This is a genomic window from Burkholderia sp. S-53 (assembly GCF_025560745.1).
GTDB lineage: Bacteria > Pseudomonadota > Gammaproteobacteria > Burkholderiales > Burkholderiaceae > Burkholderia > Burkholderia pyrrocinia.
The window spans coordinates 692,598-716,485 of the sequence record NZ_CP090484.1 but is presented as its reverse complement, the minus strand read 5'-3'; the positions used below and the strand labels follow the sequence as shown (position 1 = coordinate 716,485).

Annotated in this window: 22 protein-coding genes; 14 read left to right on the top strand and 8 right to left on the bottom strand. The window is 67.4% G+C overall.

Annotation, left to right across the window (positions count from 1 at the left end):
* The first annotated feature begins 69 nt into the window (after positions 1–69).
* The 8 genes from LXM88_RS25405 to LXM88_RS25370 all read left to right on the top strand — a co-directional run bounded on the left by LXM88_RS25405 (position 70) and on the right by LXM88_RS25370 (position 9,408).
* Positions 70–1,410, top strand: a complete 1,341-nt coding sequence (locus tag LXM88_RS25405) for an aspartate aminotransferase family protein (RefSeq protein WP_262545303.1) — start codon at positions 70–72, stop codon at positions 1,408–1,410.
* 247 nt (positions 1,411–1,657) lie between these two features.
* Positions 1,658–3,160, top strand: a complete 1,503-nt coding sequence (locus tag LXM88_RS25400; RefSeq protein ID WP_262545300.1) for an APC family permease — start codon at positions 1,658–1,660, stop codon at positions 3,158–3,160.
* The gene (locus tag LXM88_RS25395; protein ID WP_262545298.1) at positions 3,157–3,744 is read left to right on the top strand and encodes a DUF3156 family protein; all 588 of its coding nucleotides are present in this window, start codon (positions 3,157–3,159) and stop codon (positions 3,742–3,744) included. Before LXM88_RS25400 ends, LXM88_RS25395 begins: the two co-directional genes overlap by 4 nt.
* A gap of 64 nt (positions 3,745–3,808) precedes the next feature.
* Positions 3,809–4,747: a helix-turn-helix domain-containing protein gene (locus LXM88_RS25390; protein ID WP_262545296.1), complete on the top strand. Its 939-nt coding sequence runs from the start codon at positions 3,809–3,811 to the stop codon at positions 4,745–4,747.
* 166 nt (positions 4,748–4,913) lie between these two features.
* Positions 4,914–6,122 carry a porin gene (locus tag LXM88_RS25385; protein ID WP_262545294.1) on the top strand — a complete coding sequence of 403 codons (1,209 nt, stop codon included), beginning with the start codon at positions 4,914–4,916 and terminating at the stop codon, positions 6,120–6,122.
* Between the two features lie 286 nt (positions 6,123–6,408).
* The gene (locus LXM88_RS25380; RefSeq protein ID WP_262545292.1) at positions 6,409–7,647 is read left to right on the top strand and encodes an ABC transporter substrate-binding protein; all 1,239 of its coding nucleotides are present in this window, start codon (positions 6,409–6,411) and stop codon (positions 7,645–7,647) included.
* Positions 7,648–7,681: 34 nt separating this feature from the next.
* On the top strand, positions 7,682–8,551 hold the full coding sequence (locus tag LXM88_RS25375) for a carbohydrate ABC transporter permease (protein ID WP_262545289.1): 870 nt from the start codon (positions 7,682–7,684) through the stop codon (positions 8,549–8,551).
* A complete protein-coding gene (locus LXM88_RS25370; protein ID WP_262545287.1) occupies positions 8,548–9,408 on the top strand; it encodes a carbohydrate ABC transporter permease in 861 nt (286 codons plus the stop codon). Before LXM88_RS25375 ends, LXM88_RS25370 begins: the two co-directional genes overlap by 4 nt.
* 32 nt (positions 9,409–9,440) lie before the next feature.
* Here the strand turns inward: LXM88_RS25370 and LXM88_RS25365 are convergent, their stop codons facing one another.
* Positions 9,441–10,463: a LacI family DNA-binding transcriptional regulator gene (locus LXM88_RS25365; protein WP_262545285.1), complete on the bottom strand. Its 1,023-nt coding sequence runs from the start codon at positions 10,461–10,463 to the stop codon at positions 9,441–9,443.
* Between the two features lie 6 nt (positions 10,464–10,469).
* Here LXM88_RS25365 and LXM88_RS25360 point away from each other — a divergent pair, with 6 nt between their 5' ends.
* Positions 10,470–11,390 (top strand): phosphatidylinositol-specific phospholipase C, encoded by a 921-nt coding sequence (locus LXM88_RS25360; protein ID WP_262545283.1) that lies wholly within the window; start codon positions 10,470–10,472, stop codon positions 11,388–11,390.
* A 141-nt stretch (positions 11,391–11,531) separates the two neighbouring features.
* Here the strand turns inward: LXM88_RS25360 and LXM88_RS25355 are convergent, their stop codons facing one another.
* Entirely contained in the window at positions 11,532–12,281 is a 750-nt protein-coding gene (locus tag LXM88_RS25355; RefSeq protein ID WP_262545282.1) for an NUDIX hydrolase, read from the bottom strand.
* A gap of 90 nt (positions 12,282–12,371) precedes the next feature.
* On the opposite strand from LXM88_RS25355, the gene LXM88_RS25350 reads away from it, so the two are divergent.
* Both LXM88_RS25350 and LXM88_RS25345 read left to right on the top strand, forming a co-directional pair.
* On the top strand, positions 12,372–13,400 hold the full coding sequence (locus tag LXM88_RS25350; RefSeq protein ID WP_262545281.1) for an SPFH domain-containing protein: 1,029 nt from the start codon (positions 12,372–12,374) through the stop codon (positions 13,398–13,400).
* Entirely contained in the window at positions 13,397–14,329 is a 933-nt protein-coding gene (locus LXM88_RS25345; RefSeq protein ID WP_262545280.1) for a sugar kinase, read from the top strand. The genes LXM88_RS25350 and LXM88_RS25345 overlap by 4 nt, the downstream gene beginning before the upstream one ends.
* A 61-nt stretch (positions 14,330–14,390) precedes the next feature.
* On the opposite strand, the gene LXM88_RS25340 is transcribed toward LXM88_RS25345, so the two are convergent.
* Positions 14,391–16,316 carry a potassium transporter Kup gene (locus LXM88_RS25340; protein WP_262545278.1) on the bottom strand — a complete coding sequence of 642 codons (1,926 nt, stop codon included), beginning with the start codon at positions 16,314–16,316 and terminating at the stop codon, positions 14,391–14,393.
* 366 nt (positions 16,317–16,682) lie between these two features.
* Here LXM88_RS25340 and LXM88_RS25335 point away from each other — a divergent pair, with 366 nt between their 5' ends.
* Positions 16,683–17,210, top strand: coding sequence for a GNAT family N-acetyltransferase (locus tag LXM88_RS25335; RefSeq protein ID WP_262545277.1), 528 nt, complete (start codon positions 16,683–16,685; stop codon positions 17,208–17,210).
* A gap of 18 nt (positions 17,211–17,228) precedes the next feature.
* On the opposite strand, the gene LXM88_RS25330 is transcribed toward LXM88_RS25335, so the two are convergent.
* The 5 genes from LXM88_RS25330 to LXM88_RS25310 form a co-directional block, all read right to left on the bottom strand.
* On the bottom strand, positions 17,229–18,290 hold the full coding sequence (locus LXM88_RS25330; RefSeq protein ID WP_262545276.1) for an alkene reductase: 1,062 nt from the start codon (positions 18,288–18,290) through the stop codon (positions 17,229–17,231).
* Between the two features lie 82 nt (positions 18,291–18,372).
* Entirely contained in the window at positions 18,373–18,681 is a 309-nt protein-coding gene (locus LXM88_RS25325) for an ArsR/SmtB family transcription factor (protein ID WP_262545275.1), read from the bottom strand.
* A 144-nt stretch (positions 18,682–18,825) separates the two neighbouring features.
* On the bottom strand, positions 18,826–19,284 hold the full coding sequence (locus LXM88_RS25320) for an MEKHLA domain-containing protein (RefSeq protein WP_262545273.1): 459 nt from the start codon (positions 19,282–19,284) through the stop codon (positions 18,826–18,828).
* A gap of 129 nt (positions 19,285–19,413) precedes the next feature.
* Entirely contained in the window at positions 19,414–20,928 is a 1,515-nt protein-coding gene (locus tag LXM88_RS25315) for a phytoene desaturase family protein (RefSeq protein ID WP_262545272.1), read from the bottom strand.
* Between the two features lie 152 nt (positions 20,929–21,080).
* Complete coding sequence (locus LXM88_RS25310; RefSeq protein WP_262545270.1) at positions 21,081–21,590, bottom strand: pyridoxamine 5'-phosphate oxidase family protein; 510 nt, start codon at positions 21,588–21,590, stop codon at positions 21,081–21,083.
* A 298-nt stretch (positions 21,591–21,888) separates the two neighbouring features.
* Between LXM88_RS25310 and LXM88_RS25305 the strand changes: the two genes are divergently transcribed.
* Together LXM88_RS25305 and LXM88_RS25300 are read left to right on the top strand one after the other, a co-directional pair.
* Positions 21,889–22,599, top strand: coding sequence for an HAD family hydrolase (locus tag LXM88_RS25305; protein WP_262545269.1), 711 nt, complete (start codon positions 21,889–21,891; stop codon positions 22,597–22,599).
* Between the two features lie 97 nt (positions 22,600–22,696).
* The gene (locus tag LXM88_RS25300; protein ID WP_262545266.1) at positions 22,697–23,851 is read left to right on the top strand and encodes an alpha/beta fold hydrolase; all 1,155 of its coding nucleotides are present in this window, start codon (positions 22,697–22,699) and stop codon (positions 23,849–23,851) included.
* Positions 23,852–23,888 lie beyond the last annotated feature (37 nt).

The window sequence follows — 23,888 nt, the reverse complement described above, 5'->3', positions numbered from 1 at the left end:
GCGCGGCGCGAACCTCAAACCTCGAACCTGAACGACCCAAGTTCAACCGATCCGACAGTGGAGACTGCAATGAGCTACAACGAAGCGAAATTCTGGCACCCGATGGTGCACCCGAACGAAATGAAGCAGCGCAAGCCGATCCGCATCGTGCGCGGCGACGGCTGCTACGTGTTCGATGAAGAGGGGCGGAAGCTCGTCGACGGCGTCGCGGGCCTGTGGAACGTGAACGTCGGCCACAACCGCCAGGAAGTGAAGGACGCGATCGTGCGCCAGCTCGACGAGCTCGAATACTTCCAGCTGTTCGACGGGATCTCGCATCCGCGCGCCGAAGAACTGTCGAGGAAGGTGATCGACCTGCTCGAACCGGAAGGGATGCGCCGCGTGCTGTACAGCTCGGGCGGCTCCGACTCGATCGAGACCGCGCTGAAGATCGCGCGCCAGTACTGGAAGGTGCGCGGCCAGGCCGACCGCACGAAGTTCATCTCGCTGAAGCAGGGTTATCACGGCACGCACTTCGGCGGCGCGTCGGTGAACGGCAACACGGTGTTCCGCCGCAACTACGAGCCGAACCTGCCCGGCTGCTTCCACGTCGAGACGCCGTGGCTGTACCGCAACCCGTTCACGCAGGATCCGGAGGAACTCGGCCGGATCTGCGCGGAAATGCTCGAGCGCGAGATCCAGTTCCAGAGCCCCGACACGGTCGCCGCATTCATCGCGGAGCCGATCCAGGGCGCGGGCGGCGTGATCGTGCCGCCGGCCAACTACTGGCCGCTCGTGCGCGAGGTGTGCGACCGCTACGGCGTGCTGCTGATCGCCGACGAAGTCGTGACGGGCTTCGGCCGCAGCGGCAGCATGTTCGGCAGCCGCGGCTGGGGCGTGCGCCCGGACATCATGTGCCTCGCGAAGGGGATCTCGTCGGGCTACGTGCCGCTCGGCGCGACGGTCGTGAACGCTCGGATCGAGGACGCATTCGCTGCGAATGCGGACTTCGGCGGCGCGATCATGCACGGCTACACGTATGCGGGCCACCCGGTCGCGTGCGCGGCCGCGATCGCGAGCCTCGACATCGTCGTCAAGGAAGACCTGCCGGCGAATGCGGCGAAGCAGGGCGCCTATCTGCTCGAAGCGCTGCAGCCGTTCGCGGAACGCTTCGCGGCGGTCGGCGAGGTGCGCGGCAAGGGGCTGATGCTCGCGCTCGACCTCGTCGCGAACAAGGCGACGCGCGAGCCGATCGACCCGCTGTCCGGTTATGCGAATGCGGTTGCGGAAGTCGCACGCGAGAACGGCGTGATGGTGCGTCCGGTCGGCACGAAGATCATCCTGTCGCCGCCGCTCGTGATCCAGCGCGAACAGCTCGACCGGATCGTCGACGCGCTCGCGGCGGGCTTCGAGGCCGTGCCGTTCGCGTAATGCACGACGGCGTGACCGCGTGACCGCACATCGGCGGCGGGCGGCGTGGCCGCCGCTGCCGGTTTGCCGATTTGCGCTATGACCGGATTATTTTGCCTGCGTATTTTTTCGACATCGGATCAACGTGTGATCGACAGGGGACCCGGGTGACGAAGCGCTGAAGCGCCGCCCCCGGGCCGACCGCAAAGCATGGGACTTCGGCGCTGGCCAACCGGCCGGCGCGGGTCCACCCAGGAAGGAGACAAAGATGTCGGGATGGTCAGGAGTTACCGGCGCCGCGGGCGGCACGCCCGCCGGCTCGCCGGCTGAAGCGGGCGGCGGCACGGCGCTGAAGGCAGGCGCGGTCGGTTTTCCGACCGCGCTTGCGAGCGCCGTCGGCCTCATCATGGCAAGCCCGGTGATCCTCACCGCGACGTCGGGCTTCGGGATGGGCGGCTGGGCGTTCGCGGTCGCGATGATCATCGCGTTCGTGATGATGCAGGCGCAGGCGACCACGTTCTCCGAAGCCGCCGCGATGCTGCCGACGGCCGGCTCGGTTTACGATTACCTGTCGTGCGGGCTCGGCCGCTTCTGGGCGATTACCGGCACGATCTCCGCGTATTTCCTCGTGCACGTGTTCGCCGGCACGGCCGAGACGATCCTGAGCGGCATCATGGCGCTCGTCAACTTCGAATCGCTGAACGCCGCGTTCGAGAAGCACAACAGCTCCTGGCTCGTCGGCGTCGGCCTCGTGGTCACGTTCGCGATCACCAACATCATCGGCATCAAGGTGTTCAGCAAGCTCGAGATCGTGCTGACGGCCGGCATGTGGCTGTCGCTGATGATCTTCGGAATCCTCGGGCTCGTTGCCGCGCCGGCCGTGCACCTCGACGGCTGGTTCGGCGGCTCGGAAGTCGGCACGTCGGTGCCGGCCGTGCTGTCGCTGGTCGGGATGGCGATGTTCATGTTCGTCGGCTGCGAGTTCGTCACGCCGCTCGCGCCGGAAATGAAGTCCCCCGGCCGCACGATCCCGCGCGCGATGACGATCGGCCTCGTCGGCGTCGCGATCTGCATGTTCCTGTACGGCGCGGCGATCCGCCGCCAGGTCGCGAACGTGCCCGTAAGCCCCGACGGCCTCACGCATCTGCTCGACACGCCGGGCGCGATTCCCGCGTTCGCGCTGCAGGTGCTCGGCCCGTTCGGCCGCATCTGGTTCGGCATCGCGTTCCTGTTCGCGGGCGCCGCGACGATCAACACGCTGATGGCCGGGCTGCCGCGCATCCTGTACGGGATGGCGATCGACGGCGCGCTGCCGCGCTGCTTCGCGTACCTGCATCCGCGCTTCAAGACGCCCGTGGTCGGCATCGTCGCGGCGGCCGTCGTGCCGATCTTCCATGCGTGGCTGATCAACGGCAATCTCGACAGCATCCTGCACCTCGTGCTCGCCGCGACCTGCGCGTGGGGCACCGCATACCTGCTCGTCACCGCGTCGGTCGTGATGCTGCGGATCCGCCGCCCGGACCTGCCGCGCCCGTACCGTTCGCCGCTGTTCCCGCTGCCGCAGATCTTGTCGAGCGTCGGCATCGTGCTCGCGATCTGGTACATCACGCCGCCCGGCATGAACGCGCGCGACATCTACGTGCCGTTCGGCGCGATGCTCGGGCTCACCGCGCTGTATGCGCTGTTCTGGACGCTCGTCGTGCAGCGCCGGCATCCGTTCAAGCCGGTGCCGGTCGAGGAAGTGCTGCGCAACGAGCACGTCGCGTCGTGAAGGCCGCACTTGCCCGGTGGCGCGCGGCGCCCGATGCGCCGCCGCCCGGCCATCGGCCCGGCGCGATCGCCGCGCGCGTGCTGGCCGACCTGCATGCCGTGCGTGAGACCGACGGTGCGGGCGCTCCGGCGGCGCGGCTGCCGAACGGCGTGCGCGTGAGCGTCGAGGAGCGCGTCGAGCGCCAGTTCCTGATGCATACGGTCAGCGTGAAGGTGTCGGCGACCGTCCGCGGCCCGGCCGTGCAGGGCAGCGCACGCGTGCGGCAGACCGGCTGGCTGCGCCGCACGGGCGTGCAGGCCGTGCTCGCACCGGGATGCGCACCCGGATTCGAACAGACGGTCGCCGCGCTGCTCGCCGAACGGTCGCTGGCCGACGCGCTGTGCCCGCTGCACCTGACAGACTGCGCGATCGACGCGCGTGACGGCCGCTGGACGCTTGCGATCGTGCCGTTCGGCGGCAGCGAGATCGTGAACCGGATGCCGTCGTTTCGTCGCTATGTCCGCCTGACCGGCGAGCAGGCCGCTGCGCTGTCGGCGGCCTGCCTTGCGTTCGAAACCGCACTACGCGGGATTTTGCGCGGGTAAAGTGTGGCGTTGCGCGCCGCGCCGGCGGCCGCGCCCAGGAATCAGGGTTTTACCGGAGGCGCCGATGTTGTTCCAGTCACGCTCGCACGAAGACGTGCACGACCACGGGCTCGCGATCGCGGGCTGGCATCAGGTCTACCGCCAGATGACGCCGGGCCGCTTCAGGGGCACGGTCACGCAGGTGCTGTACGACGATTTCCACTTCTTCCGCGAAACGACCAACCGGCGCGTCGCGCAAACCGGGCTCGCGCCGGCGGGGCGCACGTCGCTCGCGGTGCCGCTGTCCGTGCCGCTCGCGGGCACGTTCCAGGGCCAGCCGGTCGACGGTTATGCGCTGCTCGCGCTGCGCGCCGGCGAGGATTTCGAATTCCACACGCCGGAAGGGATGGGGCTCGTCGGGATCAGCGCCGCGTCCGACATGGTCGACGAGCTGTGCGAGGCCGAATTCGGCGCGGCCGGTGCGCGCAAGCTGCGGCACGTGACGCGGCTGTCCGATGCGCAGGGCGTCGCGCTCGGCGTGCGGCTGTCGTCGCTGATCGACGATGCGCAGCGCAACCCGGGCCACCTCGAATACGCGGCTACCCGCAAGATGTTCCGCGACGCGATGCTCGGCATGTTCCTCGATGCGCTCGAACAGGGCATCGGCGTCGAGCGCCGCGACATCACGCACGCCACCTACAGCGACATCGTGAGCCGCTGCGAGAAGCATCTGCGCGACCGGCCCGAGGAACCCGTCACCGTGCTCGAACTGTGCCGCGCGCTGCGCTGCAGCCGCCGCACGCTGCAAACCAGCTTTCAACGCGTGGCCGATGTCACGCCGGTCGGTTATCTGCGCACGATCCGGCTGAACGCGGTGCGGCGCATGCTGCGCACGACGTCGGTACAACAGCTCGGCGTCGGCGAGGCCGCCGCGAGCTGGGGGTTTACGCATCTCGGCTATTTCGCGCGCGAGTATCGCGACCTGTTCGGCGAGCTGCCTTCCCAGACGACGCGTCCCGACTGACGCACGCGCACCGCGACGGCGCCGTCGGGCACCGTCGCGGGCGGTGCGATTCACCGTTTGCCGATTTGCGATAGAGGTCCTGAATTTTCGCTGGATAGAGTCCCGTCACTCATATCGACAACGCCATCGGTTTGCACTGCGAATCGATGACATCAGAGGACGGGACATGAAGATCGGACGACGACTGGCCGCGGCCGCGGCTACGCTGGGTTGCATGCACGCACACGCGCAGACTTCGGGCAGCGTGACGCTGTACGGCACCGTGGACACCGGCATCATCTATTCGACGAACCAGCAGTTCACGCGCGCCGACGGCAGCACGGGCGGCGGCCATGCGTGGCAGATGGGCGGCGGCAACCTCGTGCCGTCCCGCTTCGGATTCCAGGGCGCCGAGCCGCTCGGCGGCGGGCTCGACGCGGTGTTCACGCTCGAGCAGCAATTCTTGTCCGCGAACGGGCAGGCGTTGCAGGGCGGCACCGCATTCAGCCGGCAGGCGTGGGTCGGGCTGCGCAAGGACGGGATCGGCACGCTCGGCCTCGGCCGGCAATACGATTCGTACACCGACATGCTCGGCGCGTATGTGTCGAGCAACAACTGGGCGACGCCGTACGGCTCGCATCTCGGTGACGTCGACAACCTGAACGCCGCGTTCAACTTCAACAACGCGGTGAAGTTCACGAGCGCCGATTTCAACGGCCTCACGTTCGGCGGCACGTTCAGCTTCGGCGGGCAGGCCGGCGACTTTTCGGCGAAGCGCGGTTATGCGGTGGCCGCGACGTATACGCGCGCGCCGGTGGCTTTCTCGGTCGGCTACCTCGACCTGCACCAGCCGCTCGACGCGGCGCTCGGCGGCGCGAGCGGCTATATCGGCGATTTCGCGTGCAGCAACCCGGGCGCGATGTACTGCCTGCTGCAGGACGCCGGCTCGATGCGCGCGTTCGGCGCGGGCGGCTCGGTGACGCTCGGCGCGGCGACGGTCGCGCTCACGTACACACATACGCGCCTCGGCGACAGCCGCTATTTCTCGACCACCGCGCAGCCGCGCACGCAGGCGTTCACGTTCGACATCGGTGAGCTGAACGTCACGTACATGTTCACGCCCGCGCTGCAGGGCGGCGTCGCGTACATCTTCAACGCCGCGCATACCGACGGGCGCGGCACGACGCGTTTCCACCAGGTGAACGTCGGCACGAACTACAGCCTGTCGAAACGCACGGCGCTGTACGCGGTCGCGATCGGCCAGATCGCGAGCGGAACGGGGCTCGGCACCGACGCGAACGGCAACGCGGTGAACTACGCGCAGATCCCGGTGCTCGCGAACAGCAACTCGAGCCGGCAACTGGCGGTGATGGCCGGGATCCGCGTGAACTTCTGACCCGGCCGGGGAGGTCTGGCCGGGAAGGTCCGGCCGGGGAGGTCTGGCCGGGAAGGTCCGGCCGGGGAGGTCTGGCCGGGAAGGCGGGGCCGGGCAGCCGGGCAGCCGGGCAGCCGGGCGGGCGGGGCGGCGGGGCACGGCGGCCGCCTGTTCCGCCGGGTGCCATAAATTCTTAACGATCGGCGTGAACAATGGCGTTCGCTTCAGGCGGCCAGAAGCGTCACTCGTGTTGCACACGTGTGCAACGCCTGGCCGTCCCGCCACCACGCCGAACGAGAGAGACCCCATGACCTTGCTGAGCCGCCTGCGCGCGCTGTCCGCCGCCCTTGCGCTGTCCTTCGCCGCCACGCACGCCGTTGCCGCGGATCTCGTCATCGCAGGCCGCGACGACATCTACGGCAAGGGGCTGGCCGACGCCGTCGCCGGCTTCAACAAACTGCACCCGGGCACCGAGATCGAGCTGCTCAAGCTGCCGAACGCGAACCTGTACCAGAAGCTCAAGCTGTCGATGCGCGAAGGCACCGGCGCGTACGACCTCGTGATGATGGACGACACGTGGGCGCCCGAATTCATCGGCAACGGCTGGCTGAAGCCGCTGCCCGCGTCGCTCGCGGACGCCGATCTCGTGCCGTCCGCCGTCGCGCTCGGCCGCAACGCGGCCGGCGCGCTGTACGCGCTGCCGATCGTCGGCAACGTCGAGATGTTCGCGTACCGCAAGGACCTGCTCGCGAAGTACAAGCTGCAGCCGCCGCGCAACTGGGACGACGTGCTGAAGATCGCGCAGACCGTCGGCGGCGCGGACAAGAGCGTATCGGGCGTCGTGTTTCGCGGCACCAAGGGCAACCCGGTCGTGACGGGCTTCCTGCCGATCCTGTGGGCTTACGGCGGCGACGTGTTCGACCATGCCGGCAACGTGACGATCGATTCGCGCGAGGCGCAGGCCGCGCTGAAGACCTTCCTTGCGCTGAAGGCGTCCGCGCCGAAGGACGTCGACGTGTACGGCGCGGCGGAAGTGCGCGATGCGCTGCAGCGCGGCACGGCCGCGCAGTCGATCGAAGTGTGGCCCGCGTGGGTGCCGGCGCTCGACGATCCGAAGCAGTCGCGCGTGGTCGGGCAGATCGCGCTGCAGCCGCCGCCCGGGCAGACCGCCGGCCCGGCGCCGATGCTCGGCATCTGGCAGATGGGCATTCCGAAGGACGCACCGCACGCGAAGCTCGCGCAGGAATTCCTGGCGTACCTGACCAACCGCGACACGCAGACGCGCCTCGCCGGCATCGGCATTCCGCCGACCCGCCGCAGCGTGTTCGCCGATCCGGCGCTGGTGCGCCAGTACCGCTGGTATCCCGATCAGCTGAAGGCGCTCGAGGCCGGCCGTGCGCGGCCGCGCGTGAAGGACTGGCAGCAGGTCGAGAGCATTCTGGGCGACCAGCTCCAGCTCGCGCTGACCGGGCAGTCGGCGCCCGACGCCGCGCTGCGCCAGGCGCAGCAGAAGATCGCGCAGGCGATGGCCGCGGCCGGCAAGTGACGGCCCGCCTCGCGATGTCGTCCGGGACCCGCGCATGAAAGCCTTCGGCCGCAGCCTGCCGTTCGTTGCGCTGCTCGGTCCCGCACTGCTGGTGCTCGCCGCGCTCGCGCTGTATCCGGTCGCGCAGGTGCTGATCGATTCGTTCTGCCGGGTCGACTACGCGGCCGGCCGCCGCGCGTTCGCGGGGCTCGCGAACTATCGCGCGGTGCTCGGCGACGACGCGTTCGCGGCCGGCTTCGGCAACACGCTGCGCTTCACGGTCGTGGCGTCGCTTGCCGAGGTCGCGCTCGGCTTCGGCCTTGCGCTGCTGTTCGTGCGCGCGTTTCCGGGGCGGCGCATCGCGCTGCCGCTCGCGATCCTGCCGATGATGCTGTCCACGCTCGTGTGCTCGGCGATCTGGCGCAACTGGCTCAACTTCGACGGGTTCCTGAACGCGCTGCTCGCGACGTTCGGCATCGAAGGCGTGCGCTGGCTGTCCGATCCGCATCTCGCGCTGTGGTCGCTCGCGCTCGTCGACGTGTGGCAGTGGACGCCGATGGCGTTCCTGATCGTGCTGGCCGGGCTGCAGTCGATTCCCGGCGAACTGTACGAAGCCGCTCGCACCGACGGTGCGAGCGAGTGGCAGTGCCTGCGCGACATCACGCTGCCGCTCGCGGCGCCGCAGATCGGCCTCGCGCTGCTGCTGCGCTCGATCGACACGTTCAAGCTGTTCGACAAGGTCTATGCGCTGACGGGCGGCGGCCCCGGCAACGCCACGCAGACGCTGTCGACCTATATCTACGACACGGGCTTCCGCTTCTTCAACGTCGGTCCGGCGAGTGCCGCGTCGGTGCTGATGCTCGCGGCGTCCGCGCTGCTGGTTTCGGGGTACGTATGGCAGACGGTTCGCAAGCGGCGCGCATGACGGCGCGCCCTGCAGGCATCATGCACGCGCGAACGGGCGCCGCATTCGGTCGCGCGCTGCCGTGGGCGCTGCGCATCGTCGCGCTCTTGCTGTTGCTGCTGCCATGCCTGTGGATGGCCGGCGCGGCCTTCATGCCGACGCTCGAGCGCCTCGATCATCCGTTGCGGATCTGGCCGGCCGCGCCGACCTTCGAGCATTTCGCATCGGTGTGGTCCAACGGCATCGGTGCGCCGCTCTTCAATTCGCTGCTGGTCGGATTCGGCACGACGCTGCTCGCGCTGGCGCTCGCGTTTCCGGCCGCGTATGCGCTCGTGCGGCTGCGGTTTCCGGCGCGGCTCGACCTGCTGTTCCTGGTGCTCGTGCTGGCGTTGAAGCTGATGCCGCCGATCACGATCGCGGTGCCGCTGTTCGCGCTCGCGAAGCGGCTGCATCTGCTCGATTCGACGCTCGGCCTGATGCTCGCGTATCAGATCTACGCGTTGCCGATGGCGATCTGGATGCTGCTCGCGTTCGTGCGCGACGTGCCGATCGAATACGAGGAGGCGGCCTGCATCGACGGTGCGGGGCTCGCGCGGCGGCTCGTGCAGATCGTGCTGCCGCTGTGCGCGCCGGGGCTGATCGCGACCGCGATCTTCGTGTTCATCGCCGCGTGGAACGAGTTCCTGATCGCGCTGCTGTTCGTGTCGACGCCGAGCCGCTTCACGCTGCCGCTCGCGATCGCCGGCTACGTGACGGAGAACGGCATCGACTGGGGCGACCTGATGAGCGCGGGGCTGATGGCGTCGCTGCCCACGCTGGCGGTGGCAGGTTATGTGCAGCGCTACCTGTTGCGCGGGTTCGCGGGCGGGTTGAAGTGACGCGCGGCGATGCCGCGCCCCATTTCACGTTGTCACGCGCAGCTATGCCGCACCACCTGCGTGACCGGCACGACGCGCGTGCGCGACGGGCCGTCGAACGTCTGCATCCGATCGGCGAGCAGGTCGATCGCCGCGTGCGCGAGACCGCGCGTGTCCTGCCGCAGCGTCGTCAGCCGATACGCATCGTATTCGGCGGCCGGGATGTCGTCGAAGCCGATCACGCGCAGGTCGTCCGGCACGCGCAGCCCGAATTCGCTGCGCGCGACGTCGATCACGCCGAGCGCGAGCAGGTCGGACGAACAGAACACACCGTCAGGTCGCTCGCCGGCCGCGAACAGCTGCCGCGCGGCGTCGATCCCGCTTGCATGCGTGTCGGACGGTGTGTCGAGCACCCGCGCGAGCGTCGCGTCGAACGCGTCGCCGCGCCCGATCGCCTGCTCGAACGCCGCGGCGCGCGACTGCGCGCTGTAGCTCGCGCTGCGCGGCCCGACGAACGCGAGCCGGCGCGCGCCGGCCCGCACGAGCCGCTGCGCCGCATGGACGGCACCGGCCGCGTTGTCGCTGACGACGACATCCGCGCCCGGCAGGTTCGCGTCGCGGTTGATCATCACGACCGGAATCCGGTGTTCGAGATACTGCTGCGCCACCGACAGCGGCGGCGACGCGGACGTCATCACGAGGCCCGCGATCCGGTAGCTGAGCAGCTGTTCGAGCGATTGCCGGACCTGGCGCGGGTCTTCCGCATTGGTCACGAGCGGCGTGAGCGCGCGCTGCCCGAGCGCGGCCATCAGGTCCGTCAGCAGCCGCGCGCGGAACGGATTCTCGAAGCCGGCCGTCACGACGCCGATCATGCTGCTGCGCTGCGTGATCATGTCGCGCGCGATCAGGTTGACCTGATAACCGAGCGCGCGCGCGGCGACCATCACGCGTTCGCGCGTTTGCGGTGCGATGCTCGCCGTCGGCGAGAACGCGCGCGACACCGCGGAGCGCGATACGCCGGCCCGCGCCGCGACATCCGACGCGGTTACCCACGGTTTTCTTTCCTTGTCATTCATCGATTCATGATCCTATCGAGCCACGAAACGTGCATGCCGCTCGCCGACTGGATGTCGGCGCTCGACGATGCGCGGCTGCTGCATACGCTGACCCTACCGGGCAGTCATGACACCTGTGCGTATACGGTCGACGATCGGCTCGTGCGCACGCAGCGCGCACCGCTCGACGCGCAGCTCGCGCACGGCGTGCGGCTGCTCGACATCCGCTGCCGGCATGTACGCGACGCATTCGACATCCATCACGGCGGCATCGCGCTCGGCATGACGTTCGACGACGTGCTGGCAACCTGTACGCGCTTTCTCGATGCGCATCCGCGCGAATGCATCGTGATGTCGGTGAAGGACGAGTGGCCGGCGCATGCGTGCATGCGCAGTTTCGATGCGACGTTCGACGCGCATCGAGCGCGGCACCCGCGGCTGCGCTGGCATGCCGGCGGCACGTTGCCCGCGCTCGGCGATGTGCGCGGCGCGGTCGTGCTGCTACGGCGTTTTCGCAGCGGCCGGCCGCTCGGCATCGACCTGACCGCGTGGCCGGACAACCAGACGTTCACGATCGATCATCCCGACGGCGCGTTCGTGATCCAGGACGAATACCGCGTGCCGGTGGCCGCGTCGATCGGCTGGAAGTGGCGCGCGATCGACACGTTGCTCACGCACTTGCCGACGCCGGAAAGCGGCCGCTGGGCGATCAATTTCTGCAGCGGGACGGGGATGGGCGCAAATCCTTCGACGGTCGCGCATGGCGACGGCCAGGTGCAGGGTATTCATGCGCGACTGGCCGAACGATTGCGCGAGCAGCGCGGCCCGTGCGGCGCGATGCTGCTCGATTTCTGCGATGACGACGATTGGGCGCTGGTGCGCGCGCTGATCGACTGCAACGACCATGCGCCGGCGCCGGGCGTCTGGCGCAAGGCGTTTCGCTGTTAGCGGAGCTTCGCGCTGAAGATTGCGAGCGCTTGGGTATCGAGCGTTTCGTGGAAGGCCGCGCGATCGAATCCCTACGCATCGGTGCAGATTTCAGGCGCGCTGTGCGTCAATTCGAAAGGGGAAGGCGGCGAGTTCGACGCGTCAGTCGCCACCACGCGGGCTGAACGTTCGCGGAAACACCACGACCGTCGCGCGGTCCACGAGGCGATACCCGAGTGCCGGCCGGTTCGATTCCCCGGCGACATGACCGTCTTCCTTCAGGAACCCGGCAGCGAGCATCCGCGTTCGGAACCCGCTTTTATCCACCGGCCGCCCGAGCACGACCTCGTACATGCGCTGGAGCTGCGGCAGTGTGAACGGCTCCGGCAGCAGGAAAGCGGGCAGGGACGTGTATTCGACCTTGCTGCGCAGCCGTTCGACCGCCGTCTGGAAAATGTCGTCGTGATCGAACGCGAGTGCGTGCGTCTGCGCCACCGCATCGACCTCGAACCACGCGACCTCGGCGGCATTGGCCCCCTTCGCGAGGGTCACGTCCTGGGCAGGGATCAGCGCGAACCATACGTGCGTGGCCGACCAGCCGCGCGGGTCGCGCGTCGCGCTGCCCCAGCTGCCGAGCTGTTCCAGATACGGACTCTTCACGCCGGTTTTCTCGAACAGCTTGCGGCGCGCGCAATCCTCGAGCGTCGCGTCGACGGCCACGTCGACGAAGCCGCCCGGTAGCGCCCAGCGCCCGGGAAACGGCTCGCCGGCGCCGGCCGGCCGCTGCACGAGCAGGACCTGCAGCGTGTGGTCGAGCACCGTGAAGATCACGACATCGACGGTCGTGTAGGGCTGCGGGAACGCGAGCCCTTGCCCGGCGCGGCGTCCGGACGGGGATTTCTTCTGTGTCATGGCGAACCGGCAAAACTTGACGGCCCTCATTCTAAGTTGTATTGTGCAACTCATACAAGTTGTACTGTACAACTCAAAGAGGAGCCCACCATGTTCGGGATTCGATTCATCAAGTCGCAGCCGACCGTTCACCTGATGCAGTTCCGCGCGGGCAAGGTGGTGCGCGAGGGCGCGGGGCTGTCGTTCTTCTACTACGCGCCGGCGACGACGCTGGTGTCCGTGCCGGTGGCGAGCCAGGATCGGCCTTTCATCCTCGAGCTCGTCACCGCGGATTTCCAGAGCGTGACGGTGCAGGGCCAGGTGACCTATCGCATCAGCGACCCGCAACGCACGGCGGCGATGATGGATTTCTCGTTGGGAAAGGACGGCCGGTCGTACGTGTCGGAGGATCCGAAGCGGCTCGGGGAGCGCGTCGCGATGCAGGTCGAGGTGATCGTGCAGCAGGCTGTGCAGGCGCTGGGTCTGAAGGAAGCGCTGCGCGCGTCGGCGGCGATCGCGCACACGGTGCAGACGGGGCTCGCGAGCCAGCCCGAAATCGACGCGCTGGGCCTGGAGATCCTGGGCGCCTCCGTAATGGCCGTGAAGCCCACGCCGGACATTGCCCGCGCGCTCGAAGCCGAAGCGCGCGAATCCAACCTGAAGGCAGCCGACGACGCCATCTATCTGCGCCGCATGTCGGCAGTCGAGAACGAGCGCGCGATCCGGCAGAACGAACTGGACACCGACATCGCGGTCGAGCAGAAGAAGCGGCAGATCCGCGAGACGCAGATGGACGCGAAGGCCACGCTGATGCGTCGGGAAAACGCGCTGCGCGACGAGCAGATGGCAGCCGACATCGCGCTCGAGGACCAGCGCAAGGCGTTCGTCGCGGGGCAGGCGCACAACAGCCGGACGCTGGCAGAGGCCGAAGCGCACCGGGTGGGCGCCGTCATGCACGCGCTGGAGAACGCCGATCCGCGCATCGTCAGCGCGCTCGCGGCGGCCGGGATGCAGCCGGGCCAGTTGATCGCGCAGGCATTCGGCGGCATCGCCGAGCGGGCGGAGCGCATCGGGCAACTCAATGTGTCGCCCGATCTGCTGCAGGGCCTGCTAGGCGCCGGCGCGCGGGCAACGTCATGAGCGCCGACGCTCGCAAGGTCGTGCTGGTGACGCGCCGCACGCGGCTCGACGAACTGGTCGCGCGGCATCACACGCTTGCGCAGGCGAAGTTCTACATCGAGCACCTCGGCGCGGATTTCTCCGACTACGTCGCCGAGCATGCCGCGTACGCAAGCAGCATGGCGCTTGCCGTGCGCGCGCTCGAAAGCTGGGGGCGTTACCAGATCGTCGATCGCAGCTATCTGCCGAACTTCATCTTCGCGGCTGACGATATCGTCGTGTCGCTCGGGCAGGACGGTCTCGTCGCGAACGCGATGAAGTACCTGGACGGACAGCCGTTGATCGGCCTGAATCCGGAACCGGGGCGGTGGGACGGTCTCCTGCTGCCGTTCGAGCCGTCGGCACTCGGGACGGTGCTGGCCGATGTCGCGCGAGGCCGCCGTCCGACGAAGGCGGTCACGATGGCGGAAGCGCGGCTGTCGGACGGGCAGGTGCTGCGTGCCGTCAACGACCTGTTCATCGGCCCGCGCACGCATGCGTCGGCGCTTTACGAAATCGAGGTGGGCGAGCGGCGCGAGTCGCAATCGTCGTCCGGCATCATCGTGTCGACGGGGCTCGGTTCGACCGCATGGCTGAAGAGCGTCGTGACGGGGTCGCTCGGCGTCGCGCACGCGATACAGGAATCGGCCGGCGAGGTCGAGTACCGCCCGCAACCGTGGGACAGCCCTCGACTGACCTTCGCCGTGCGCGAACCATTTCCGAGCCGGGCGTCGAAGGCCGGGCTGGTATTCGGCTACGTGGACGCAGGAGAGCCGCTGCGGTTGCGTTCGCGGATGCCGGAAAACGGCGTGATTTTTTCCGACGGGATGGAGGCCGACTATTTGCGGTTTACGGCGGGCATGGAGGCAACGGTGACCGTCGCGGCGACGCAAGGGTGTCTGGTCGTGTAGCGCGTTCGCGCCGGAATGCGGATGCGATTCGCGACATCCGCATTCCGGTGCGTGAGCCGTGCTAGATCTCGACCCGTGCGCCGACCTCGATCACGCGGTTGGCCGGCAACTTGAAGAATGCGGAGATATTGCCGACGTTGTGCAGCATCACCGCGAACAGGCGTTCGCGCCATAGCGCCATCCCGTGGCCTGGCGTCGGCACGACCGACGCGCGGCTCAGGAACCACGATGTCTCCGCCGGTTCGAACGCGAGCCCGGCCGCCTTGCGCTCGCTGAGCGTCTTCGGCAGATCGACTTCGTCCTTGAATCCGTACGTGACCGTGACCTGATGACAGCCGGGGCAGAGCAGCTGCACCCGCATGCGCTCGCTGTCGGGCACCCATGGCACCTCCGCGGTGATCACCGTCACGAACACCACGTGCTCGTGCAACACCCGGTTATGGATCAGGTTGTTGACCAGCGCATGCGGTACCGCCTCGGGGGTCGGCGTCAGGAAGATCGCGGTGCCGCCCACGCGCGCCGGCGAGCGCGCGAGCAGCGACGCCAGGTAGGGCTTGAGCGGCGTCGTGCCGGCGCGCACGCGCGCTTCGGCAAGCAACATTTCCCAACCGCGGCCCCAGGTCGCCATGATCGTGAACACCACCGTGCCGATCGCGAGCGGGAACCAGCCGCCCTCGACGATCTTCAGCAGGTTCGCGGAGAAGAACATCGCGTCGATCATGAAGAAGAACGCGGTCGCGAGCACGCAGAGCAGCCAGTTGTAATGCCATGCGTAGCGAACGACGAAGAACGTGAGGACCGTCGTGATCAGCATCGTGCCGGTGACTGCGATGCCGTATGCGGAGCCCAGCGCGGTGGACGAGCCGAAGCCGAGCACCGCCGCGACCACCGCGGCGAGCAGCGTCCAGTTGATGCCGGGCACGTAGATCTGGCCCATTTCCTCGCCCGACGTGTAGACGATGTTCATCCGCGGCAGGAAGCCGAGCTGCATCGCCTGTTTCGTCATCGAGTAGGTGCCGGAGATCACGGCCTGCGATGCGACGACCGTCGAGATGGTCGCAAGCACGATCATCGGCAGGATCGCCCATTGCGGAAAGAGCCGATAGAACGGGTTCTGCAGCGCGCCGGGATGGGCGAGCAGCAGTGCACCCTGGCCGAGGTAATTGAGCGCGAGTGCGGGGAACACGACGCCGAACCATGTGACGCGAATCGGCCGTTTGCCGAAATGGCCCATGTCCGCATACAGTGCCTCGGCCCCCGTCAACGACAGCACGACGGCGCCGAGCGCGACGAATGCGAGCCAGCGGTGCTGCAGGCAGAAGCCGAGGCCGCGCAGCGGATCGAGCGCGGCCAGAATGGCCGGCGCGTCGGCGATATTGACGAGGCCCGCGATGCCGATCACGACGAACCAGGCCACCATCACCGGCCCGAACACGGCGCCAATCCCGCTCGTGCCATGCTTCTGCATGATGAAGAGCGCGACGAGCGCAGCCAACGTGACCGGAATCACATAGGTTTTCAGCACCGGCGCCACGACCTCGAGGCCCTCGACGGCGCTCAGTACCGAGATGGCCGGCGTGATCACGCTGTCGCCGAAAAAGAGTGCGGCACCCATCACACCGACGACGAGCAGCGTGCGGCGCAGCCGCGGACGCGTCGCGACCGACGACGCGGCGAGCGCAAGCAGCGCCATGATGCCGCCTTCGCCATGGTTGTTCGCGCGCAGGATCAGCACCACGTACTTGAGCGAGACGACCACCATCAGCGACCAGAAGATCAACGACACGATCCCGACGATATTGAATGCGTTGAGCGCCAGCCCGTTGACCGGATCGAACACGGTGGACAGCGTGTAGAGCGGGCTCGTGCCGATGTCGCCGTAGACGACGCCGAGTGCGGCCAGCGCCATCGCCGGGAGGGCTGGCTTGTGAGGGCCGGGCATGCCGGGCCGGTCGGCCTCCGACGCGGCGGATGCGGAATGTCCCATCTGTCCCTCCGGATTCTGTCGCGCGGCGGCGAAGCGGCCGTACGGGCCGAGGTGCTCCGTCGCTCGTTGCTTTCTTTATCGGGGTGCGATCTGAATGCCGACAACGTCGTTGGGCGCTGCGGTTAGAGAAAGTATAGGAACAGCTGGCAAAACATTGGAAAAGGGGCGCAACGTGGCGGGTCGGACGTTGACTTGCGCGCGCTTGCGAAGGGGGAAGTGGTTGGCGCGCCGCTCAGCGCGTTGCGATCGCCACCGCCGCGCCGGCCATTGCGGCCGCGCGACGGACCTCGTGGATGGGGCGTTCGAAACGTATTACGTTTCGATTATAGTGACGGCCGTTCCAGACTACCTGCCTGAAGTCCCGCCATGCCTGCATCGATCCTGATCCGTCCCGCCACGCGGGAAGACGCGGCCGCAATGGCCGCCGTGGAAGTCGCCGCCGCGCAGCGGTTTCGCGAGATCGGCATGACCGACATCGCCGATGCCGAGCCGACCGATACGGCCGACGTGCTTGCGCGCATCGACGACGGCCGCGCGCTTGTCGCGGTCGATGTGCAGGGCGCGTGCGTCGGGTTTGCGTTCTACCGGCTGCTCGATGCGCAGCGCTTGTATCTGGAGGAACTGGATGTCGCACCGTCGCATGCCGGACAGCGGATCGGCGCGCGCCTGATCGAAGCGATCAACGCGCGCGCGGCGGCGGGCGGGATCGCGCAGGTCGTGCTGTCGACGTTCCGCGATGCACCGTGGAATGCACCGTACTACGCGCGCCTCGGTTTCCGGATCATCGACGACGCATCGCTCGACGCCACGCTGCGCGCGATCCGCGCGCATCACGTCGCGCGCGGGCTCGACGAGACGCAGCGCGTGTTCATGCACGCGGACGTGCGCGCCTGAACCCGCGCTGCCCGGCCGTCAGGCCGCGTCGCTCAGCGCAGGGTAGTCGGTGTAGCCCGTTTCGCCTTCCGCGTAGAACGTCTCCGGTACCGGCTTGTTCAGCGGCGCGCCGAGTTCGAGGCGGCGCGGCAAGTCGGGGTTCGCGATGAACAGCTTGCCCCAGGCGATCGCGTCGGCGCTGCCGCTCTCGAGTGCGGCCTGCGCGGTGTCGAGCGTGAACTGCTCGTTCGCGATCAGCGGGCCGCCGAATGCTTCCTTCAGGCGCGGGCTCAAGTGGTCGCCCGAATACGATTCGCGCGTGAAGATGAACGCGATCTTGCGGCGGCCGAGTTCGCGCGCGACATAACCGAACGTCGCCGCCGGATCGGAATCGCCCATCGTGTGCGCGTCGCCGCGCGGTGCGAGGTGCACGCCGACACGGCCGGCGCCCCACACGTCGACCGCCGCGTCGACCACTTCGAGCAGCAGGCGCGCGCGGTTCTCGATCGGGCCGCCGTATGCGTCGGTGCGGCGATTGGTGCTGTCCTGCAGGAACTGGTCGAGCAGGTAGCCGTTCGCGCCGTGGATCTCGACGCCGTCGAAGCCGGCCGCCTTCGCGTTTTCGGCACCCTTGCGGTACGCGGCGACGATGCCCGGAATTTCGTCGAGTTCGAGCGCGCGCGGCGTCACGAACGGACGCTGCGGACGCACGAGGCTCACGTGGCCGCCCGCGGCGATCGCGCTCGGCGCGACCGGCAGGTCGCCGTCCAGGAATACCGGATCGGAGATCCGGCCGACGTGCCAGAGTTGCAGCACGATGCGCCCGCCGGCTGCGTGCACGGCCTGCGTCACCTGCTTCCAGCCCTCGACCTGCTCATCGGACCAGATGCCGGGCGTGTCCGCGTAGCCGACACCCTGCGGCGTGACCGACGTCGCCTCGGTAATGATCAGGCCGGCCGACGCGCGCTCGGCGTAATAACGGGCCATCAGTGCGTTCGGCACGCGCGTCGCGCCCGCACGGGAGCGGGTGAGCGGCGCCATCACGATGCGGTTCGGCAGGGTCAGTTCGCCGAGGGTAACGGGATCGAACAACGTGGGCATGGCAGATAACCTCTTCACGAAAGGCGGGCGCGCCGTCGCGTCATGCGCAACGCGGGTCCGCGTGGCCGATACGGCCGGTTGGCTAGAGATCGCGGCGCAAAGCGTCGTGAAATGCGTCGATGACGGCCTCGTTGCGCCGGAAGAACGCCCACTGGCCGATCCGTGTCGACGTCACGAGCCCCGCGCGTTGCAGCGTCGCGAGGTGCGCGGAAACGGTCGACTGCGACAGCCCGCAGCGCGCGTCGATCTGGCCCGCGCAGACGCCGTGTTCGTACGGCAGCGTCTGCGCCGGAAAATGCACGCCCGGCGTTTTCAGCCAGACGAGGATTTCCCGGCGTACGGGGTTCGAGAGCGCTTTCAGGATCGCGTCGATGTCGATTTCGGTCGGCATGGATGGAGCGGATGTTTCGGTCGGGCAGACGGGTATCGTCGATGGGCGAATCATATATCGGGAATTAACGATATGCTTGAAAGCACTGCTGGCTATGGGGTTGATAGCTGTCGTCGCGGGAAGTCGAGCGGCGCTGCTATGGGATCAGATGTCACGTGTACGGGGAATGACGACTGCCTGGCCGTGTAATCTGCCGTCCGTGTCGAGCAATTGCCACAGGGTTGCTTCCTCGATCATGAAGCGCTGGCCGGATTTCGTGATGCGAACCCCTTTGTATCCGGTCTCATAACCAAGCCGCTGTACGCGCGCGAGGAATTGCTGCCGTTCCTCGCGATTCGGCGCTTCGGCGGAGAGCCTGGACGGAAGGCGGGTGATTTCATCCCAGCTATATCCGAATCGGTGCTGGGCGGCCTTGTTGGCATAAATAAAGAGTGGATCGGGGTCGGTGTTGTGTGCAAGCACGGCGAACGGCGCGCACTCATAGAGCCACTCGATTGCGTCGTTCTCGGGAATGGTTGCCGGCACGAGCGGGCGACCGAGCAGTCGAACGTGGCTGTCGGCAAGCAACTGATAGAAGGCTGGATCGCGAAAGAGCTGAGTCATATGGCACATCAGACCCGGAAATATCGGAAGCCGTTACGATACAGCAGCTTCATGCGACGCTGGGGCTGTCACCGAATCTCCCGGATAGTTTGAAACGCCCGGATGACGATCCTGCTCAAGCGTTCCGCATCACTGGATCGACGTGCCCGAGGTCATGCAAGACGCAACTCGCACATCCGCGCGTATGTCCTGTACGGCCGCTTCCGCGGCCTGGACGCCGGAGAGAATTGCCGTGGGTACGCCATACCCCGGGAACGTTGTTTGTCCGCCGAGATAGAGGCCGCGCAGCCCTGTCCGATGCGGAAAGAACTTGTCAGGCGTGGTGCCTGGCGCAATGCCGTAGAGCGCCCCCTCGTACAGATGCCGTCCGCGCGCGAAATCCTGCGGATCCGATACGCGGATGTCTTCAACGCAAAGGCCGGGAAGATGGGCCTGTATCGCGTTGAGATAGTCGTCGACGGCGGCCTGCGTCATCGCGCTCGTCCATTGCGATGCGGAGTGGATTCCCGTTGCGGGTGCATACAGTTCCAATACTGCCTTGCCGTTTGGCGCCAGCCCTGGCAGCACCTGTGACGGACAGGTGTAGGCGAGCCAGTGAGGAACCCCGGGCGTCAAGACATGCATGGCTGCTTGTTGCGGCATCGGGGGAACATGATTGGTAATGAAGGCGCGTGGCAGCGCGGTGCCGGAGCAGCCGATCTGGATTGAAATCGCGCGATGCGAGAGCGGTGCCCCGCGCGCCTTGTGCGCTAGCCGCCGAGGTACGGCGTGGGCGGGCAACAGGTGGCGGACCACTTCGAAACCTGAACACGTCGCCACGACGCAATCGGTCGGGATGCGCTCGCCGTCGGCAAGCGCGATGCCCCGAACGGCCCCGTTCTCCACGAGGATTTCGCGTACGTGGGCACCGAACCTGATCGGCACCGACCTCCGGGACAGTTCGCGCACCATCGCGGAGCTGATGGCGCCCATGCCTGCGCGAGGCAAATGGAATCCCTCCTCCAGCATGGCCAGCAAGCCGATGATCTGCGTTGCCGGAAGGCGATCGGGCGGTTGCCCGGTGTAGAGCAGTGTCGATGCAACAGCCGCCTGCAGGTCTGCATCGGCGAAGTGCGACGCGATCAGGCGGCTGACAGGCCCGTTCATGCGGGGCAGGTAACGCCACAGTTTGCCCAACGTCCGTAGAAGCGACGGCTCCTGCGGCAGAACTTCATCGACCAGCGTGCGGTAGAGGGGCCCCCATTGCTGCTGGAGCCTGCCAAGGCCGTCACGCAGTTGCCGTGTCCGTGAATCCTCGCTGTCGCCTTCCACATATGACGTGTCGGCGCTGGACAGATGAACTGCCGTGCCATTTTCCAGATGCGTAACGTGAGGCCGTTCGATGGCCACCAGCGGAACCTCGCGATCGAAGTCGAGACCGAGGCGCCGGAACGACGCGCGAATGAGCGAGGGTACCGCGACATACATCGCGCCGTTATTGAACGTGAACCCGTTGGCCGTCGTGGTGGAACAGCAGCCGCCGGCTTCGTCCGAAGCCTCCAGTACGACGACGGGCCTGTCATTGCGTGCCAGCGTCAGCGCGGCAGCCAGGCCGGCCAGGCCTGCGCCGATCACGACGACGGGTTCCTTGCCATTGCTCGTCATTCGATCCCTCGTGATTTGCACGATGAGCAATATTGCGTATCGTGCATAAAAGGTGAAGTCGTGACACGTCTCGACCGCATCGAACGCCGGCGATCAGGACTTGCCACCACAGGGCAACGATCGACGCGTTGCTCGCCGCGTCGAGCGGGCGGTCAAGGATGCAATGGTTCGCGATCGGTCGGGAACGTATGCCCGGCGTGCCAGTCGCCATCCTTCCGAGTCAGCCGAACCGAGTTGAGGCCCAGCGGATCAGGCGCAATCCCCCGCATGCGCGACCACAGTTCAACCCAGGCGGGCTCGCAGGTAACGGTCACCACATAAGGATCGTCCGGCCCGTTGGGGAACCAGGTGCGCAGTGATTCTTTCCAGATGCGTTGCTTCAGCGCCGTCTCCGCGGAGACGGCCGGGACAGTTCCGATCGTGACGTATCCCCGGTCGGCCATGCTGAGGAAGGACAGGCTGATCGTCTTCCCCTGGCGAATCTCCGACGCTTTGCGCGTTCTCGAGTCGGTCATGAAACGAATCGTGAGGTCCGGCCCGATCTCCAGAACCTCGACGACTCTGGAGTTGATCTGACCGGACGCGTCGTTCGAAGATACAAAACAGAGCGCGCAGTTGCTGACGATTTCAGTTGCTTGTTGAAAGAGTTGGCTTGCGTTCATGATGATGTGCGATAGCGTTCCAGTGGTGAGCGTTGAACATCGAAGGTTTCGCATGACGTCAGGTCGGCCGTTGATGTCAAGTTGCTCGGGAGACAATGCCAATTGATGCACTGCATGCAACTGTATACGTCGTGCATTATTTTGACAACATGCGGTGGAGGTGCCCACGTGATGTTCCGCACGTGCTGCGGTGCGGACGTCTGCACCTCGACATGCAACCGTTCGCCGACCTCTTTGCCTATGCTGTGAAACTGTCTGCGCGTCGCGCGCAGGCCTTTCTTGTTTGAGGAGATCTTGCATGTCTGTTCGGGCCGTCATATTCGACTTCGATCTGACGCTGGCGGATTCGTCCGCCGCGATCATCGAATGCACCGAGTACGCGTTGCACCAGCTTGGCGCCGCCGGCGCGACGCCTGCGCAGATCGGCGTCGTGATCGGGCTGCCGCTGCACGAGATGTTCCGTTCGTTGACAGGCGAAACCGACCCGGCGCGGGCCGACGCGTTCGCGCGGCACTTCGTGGCGCGCGCCGACGAGATCATGGTGCACGGCACCCGCATCTATCCCGAAGTGCCGCCGCTGCTCGCGCGTCTGCGCGAGCAGGGTCTCGCGGTCGCGATCGTTTCGTCGAAGTTTCGTTACCGGATCGACGCGATCCTCGCGCTGAACGGATTGCAGTCGCTGGTCGACGTGCTGATCGGCGGAGAAGACGTGCAGCGTCACAAGCCGGATCCGGAAGGGCTCGAGCTGGCGCTGGCGCGGCTTGGCTTGCCGGCCGCCGCGGCGATCTACGTGGGCGACCATGCGGTGGACGCGCAGGCGGCCGAGCGCGCCGGCGTGCCGTTTGTCGGTGCGGTGAGCGGGATGACGTCGTTCGACGCTTGGGCGCGTGCGGGCAAGCAGGCGGTGACCGCGCATATCGGCGAACTGGCCGCGATCGTGCGGCGGATGCAGCGTGCTTCGGGTGAAGCCCGAATCGACGCCGAACGTGGTGCAGAACCGGCCGACTGAACCGCCGACTCAACCGCTTTCCGAAACGGGGCGGCAGCGCGCGACGGATTCTGCGACCATCGCCGTTAAAGTCATACCCGCAACCCGGTCCGTCGACATGTCACTCATTTCCGTTGCCTTTGCAAGAATCCGGCTCTCGCGCGTGCTGCCGGCCGCCCGAACCCTGTCACGCGCGATTCCGCTCGCGGCAGCCGGTGCCGCAATCGGTGTGCTGGGCGGCGCGGGTCCGGCCGCTGCCGCCACGCAGCGCGAACGTCTCGAGGCGCCGGTCAAGGCCGTCGCCGATCAGCGCGTGGCCGTCGCCACGCCGCAGGGCAGCGCGGTGCTGCCCGTCTACGCCGATCATCCGCTCGACAAGGCCGCGCCCGATGTCACGCGCGTCTTCATCGTGATTCACGGCACGCTCCGGAATGCCGACGCGTACTACGCGTCGGGGCTCAAGGTCGTCGGGAAGGCCGGCGCGGCCGGGCAGGGCACGATGGTCGTCGCCCCGCAGTTCCTGACGCGCGCCGATACGCGCGCGTTCTCGCTGCCCGCGCAAACGCTGGCCTGGACCCAGGAAGGATGGAAGGGCGGCGAACCGGCGCGCCAGCCGGGCCCGGTCAGTTCGTTCGCCGCGCTCGATGCGTTGCTCGCGCATTTCGCCGACCGCGGCCTGTACCCCGCGCTGTCGGCCGTGGTCGTGATCGGCCATTCCGCCGGTGCGCAATTGCTGCAGCGCTACGCGGTGGCCGGGCACGCAGGCGACGCGCTGGCGCAGGCCGGCATCGCCGTGCGCTACGTGGTCGCGAACCCGTCGAGCTACCTGTATTTCGACGACGAACGGCCGGACGCCGACGCAATCGCAGGCGGCGCCTGCCCGCGCGCGACGGAATGGAAATACGGGTTGAAGTCGGCGCCGCCTTACGTCGCGTCGCAGGACGTGCGCGAACTCGAAACGCGCTACGTCGCGCGCCATGTCGTGTACCTGCTCGGGCAGGCCGACACGAACCCGTACACGCATTTCATCGACCGCTCGTGCGCGGCGATGGCGCAGGGCCCGTACCGGCTCGCGCGCGGGCTCGCGTATTTCGATTACCTGAAGAAGCGGCATCCGGACGATCTCGCACAGCAGGTCGTCGAAGTGCCGGGCGTCGGGCACGACAATCTCGGCATGTTCACTTCCGCTTGCGGGCTGGCCGTGCTGTTCGGCCAGGCGTTGCCGCGATCGTGTCCGGTCGTCGCCGGAACCGCGCCGGCCGCGCCTACCTGATCGCACCGGCACGATCGGCGCGCGGTGCGGCGCCGCG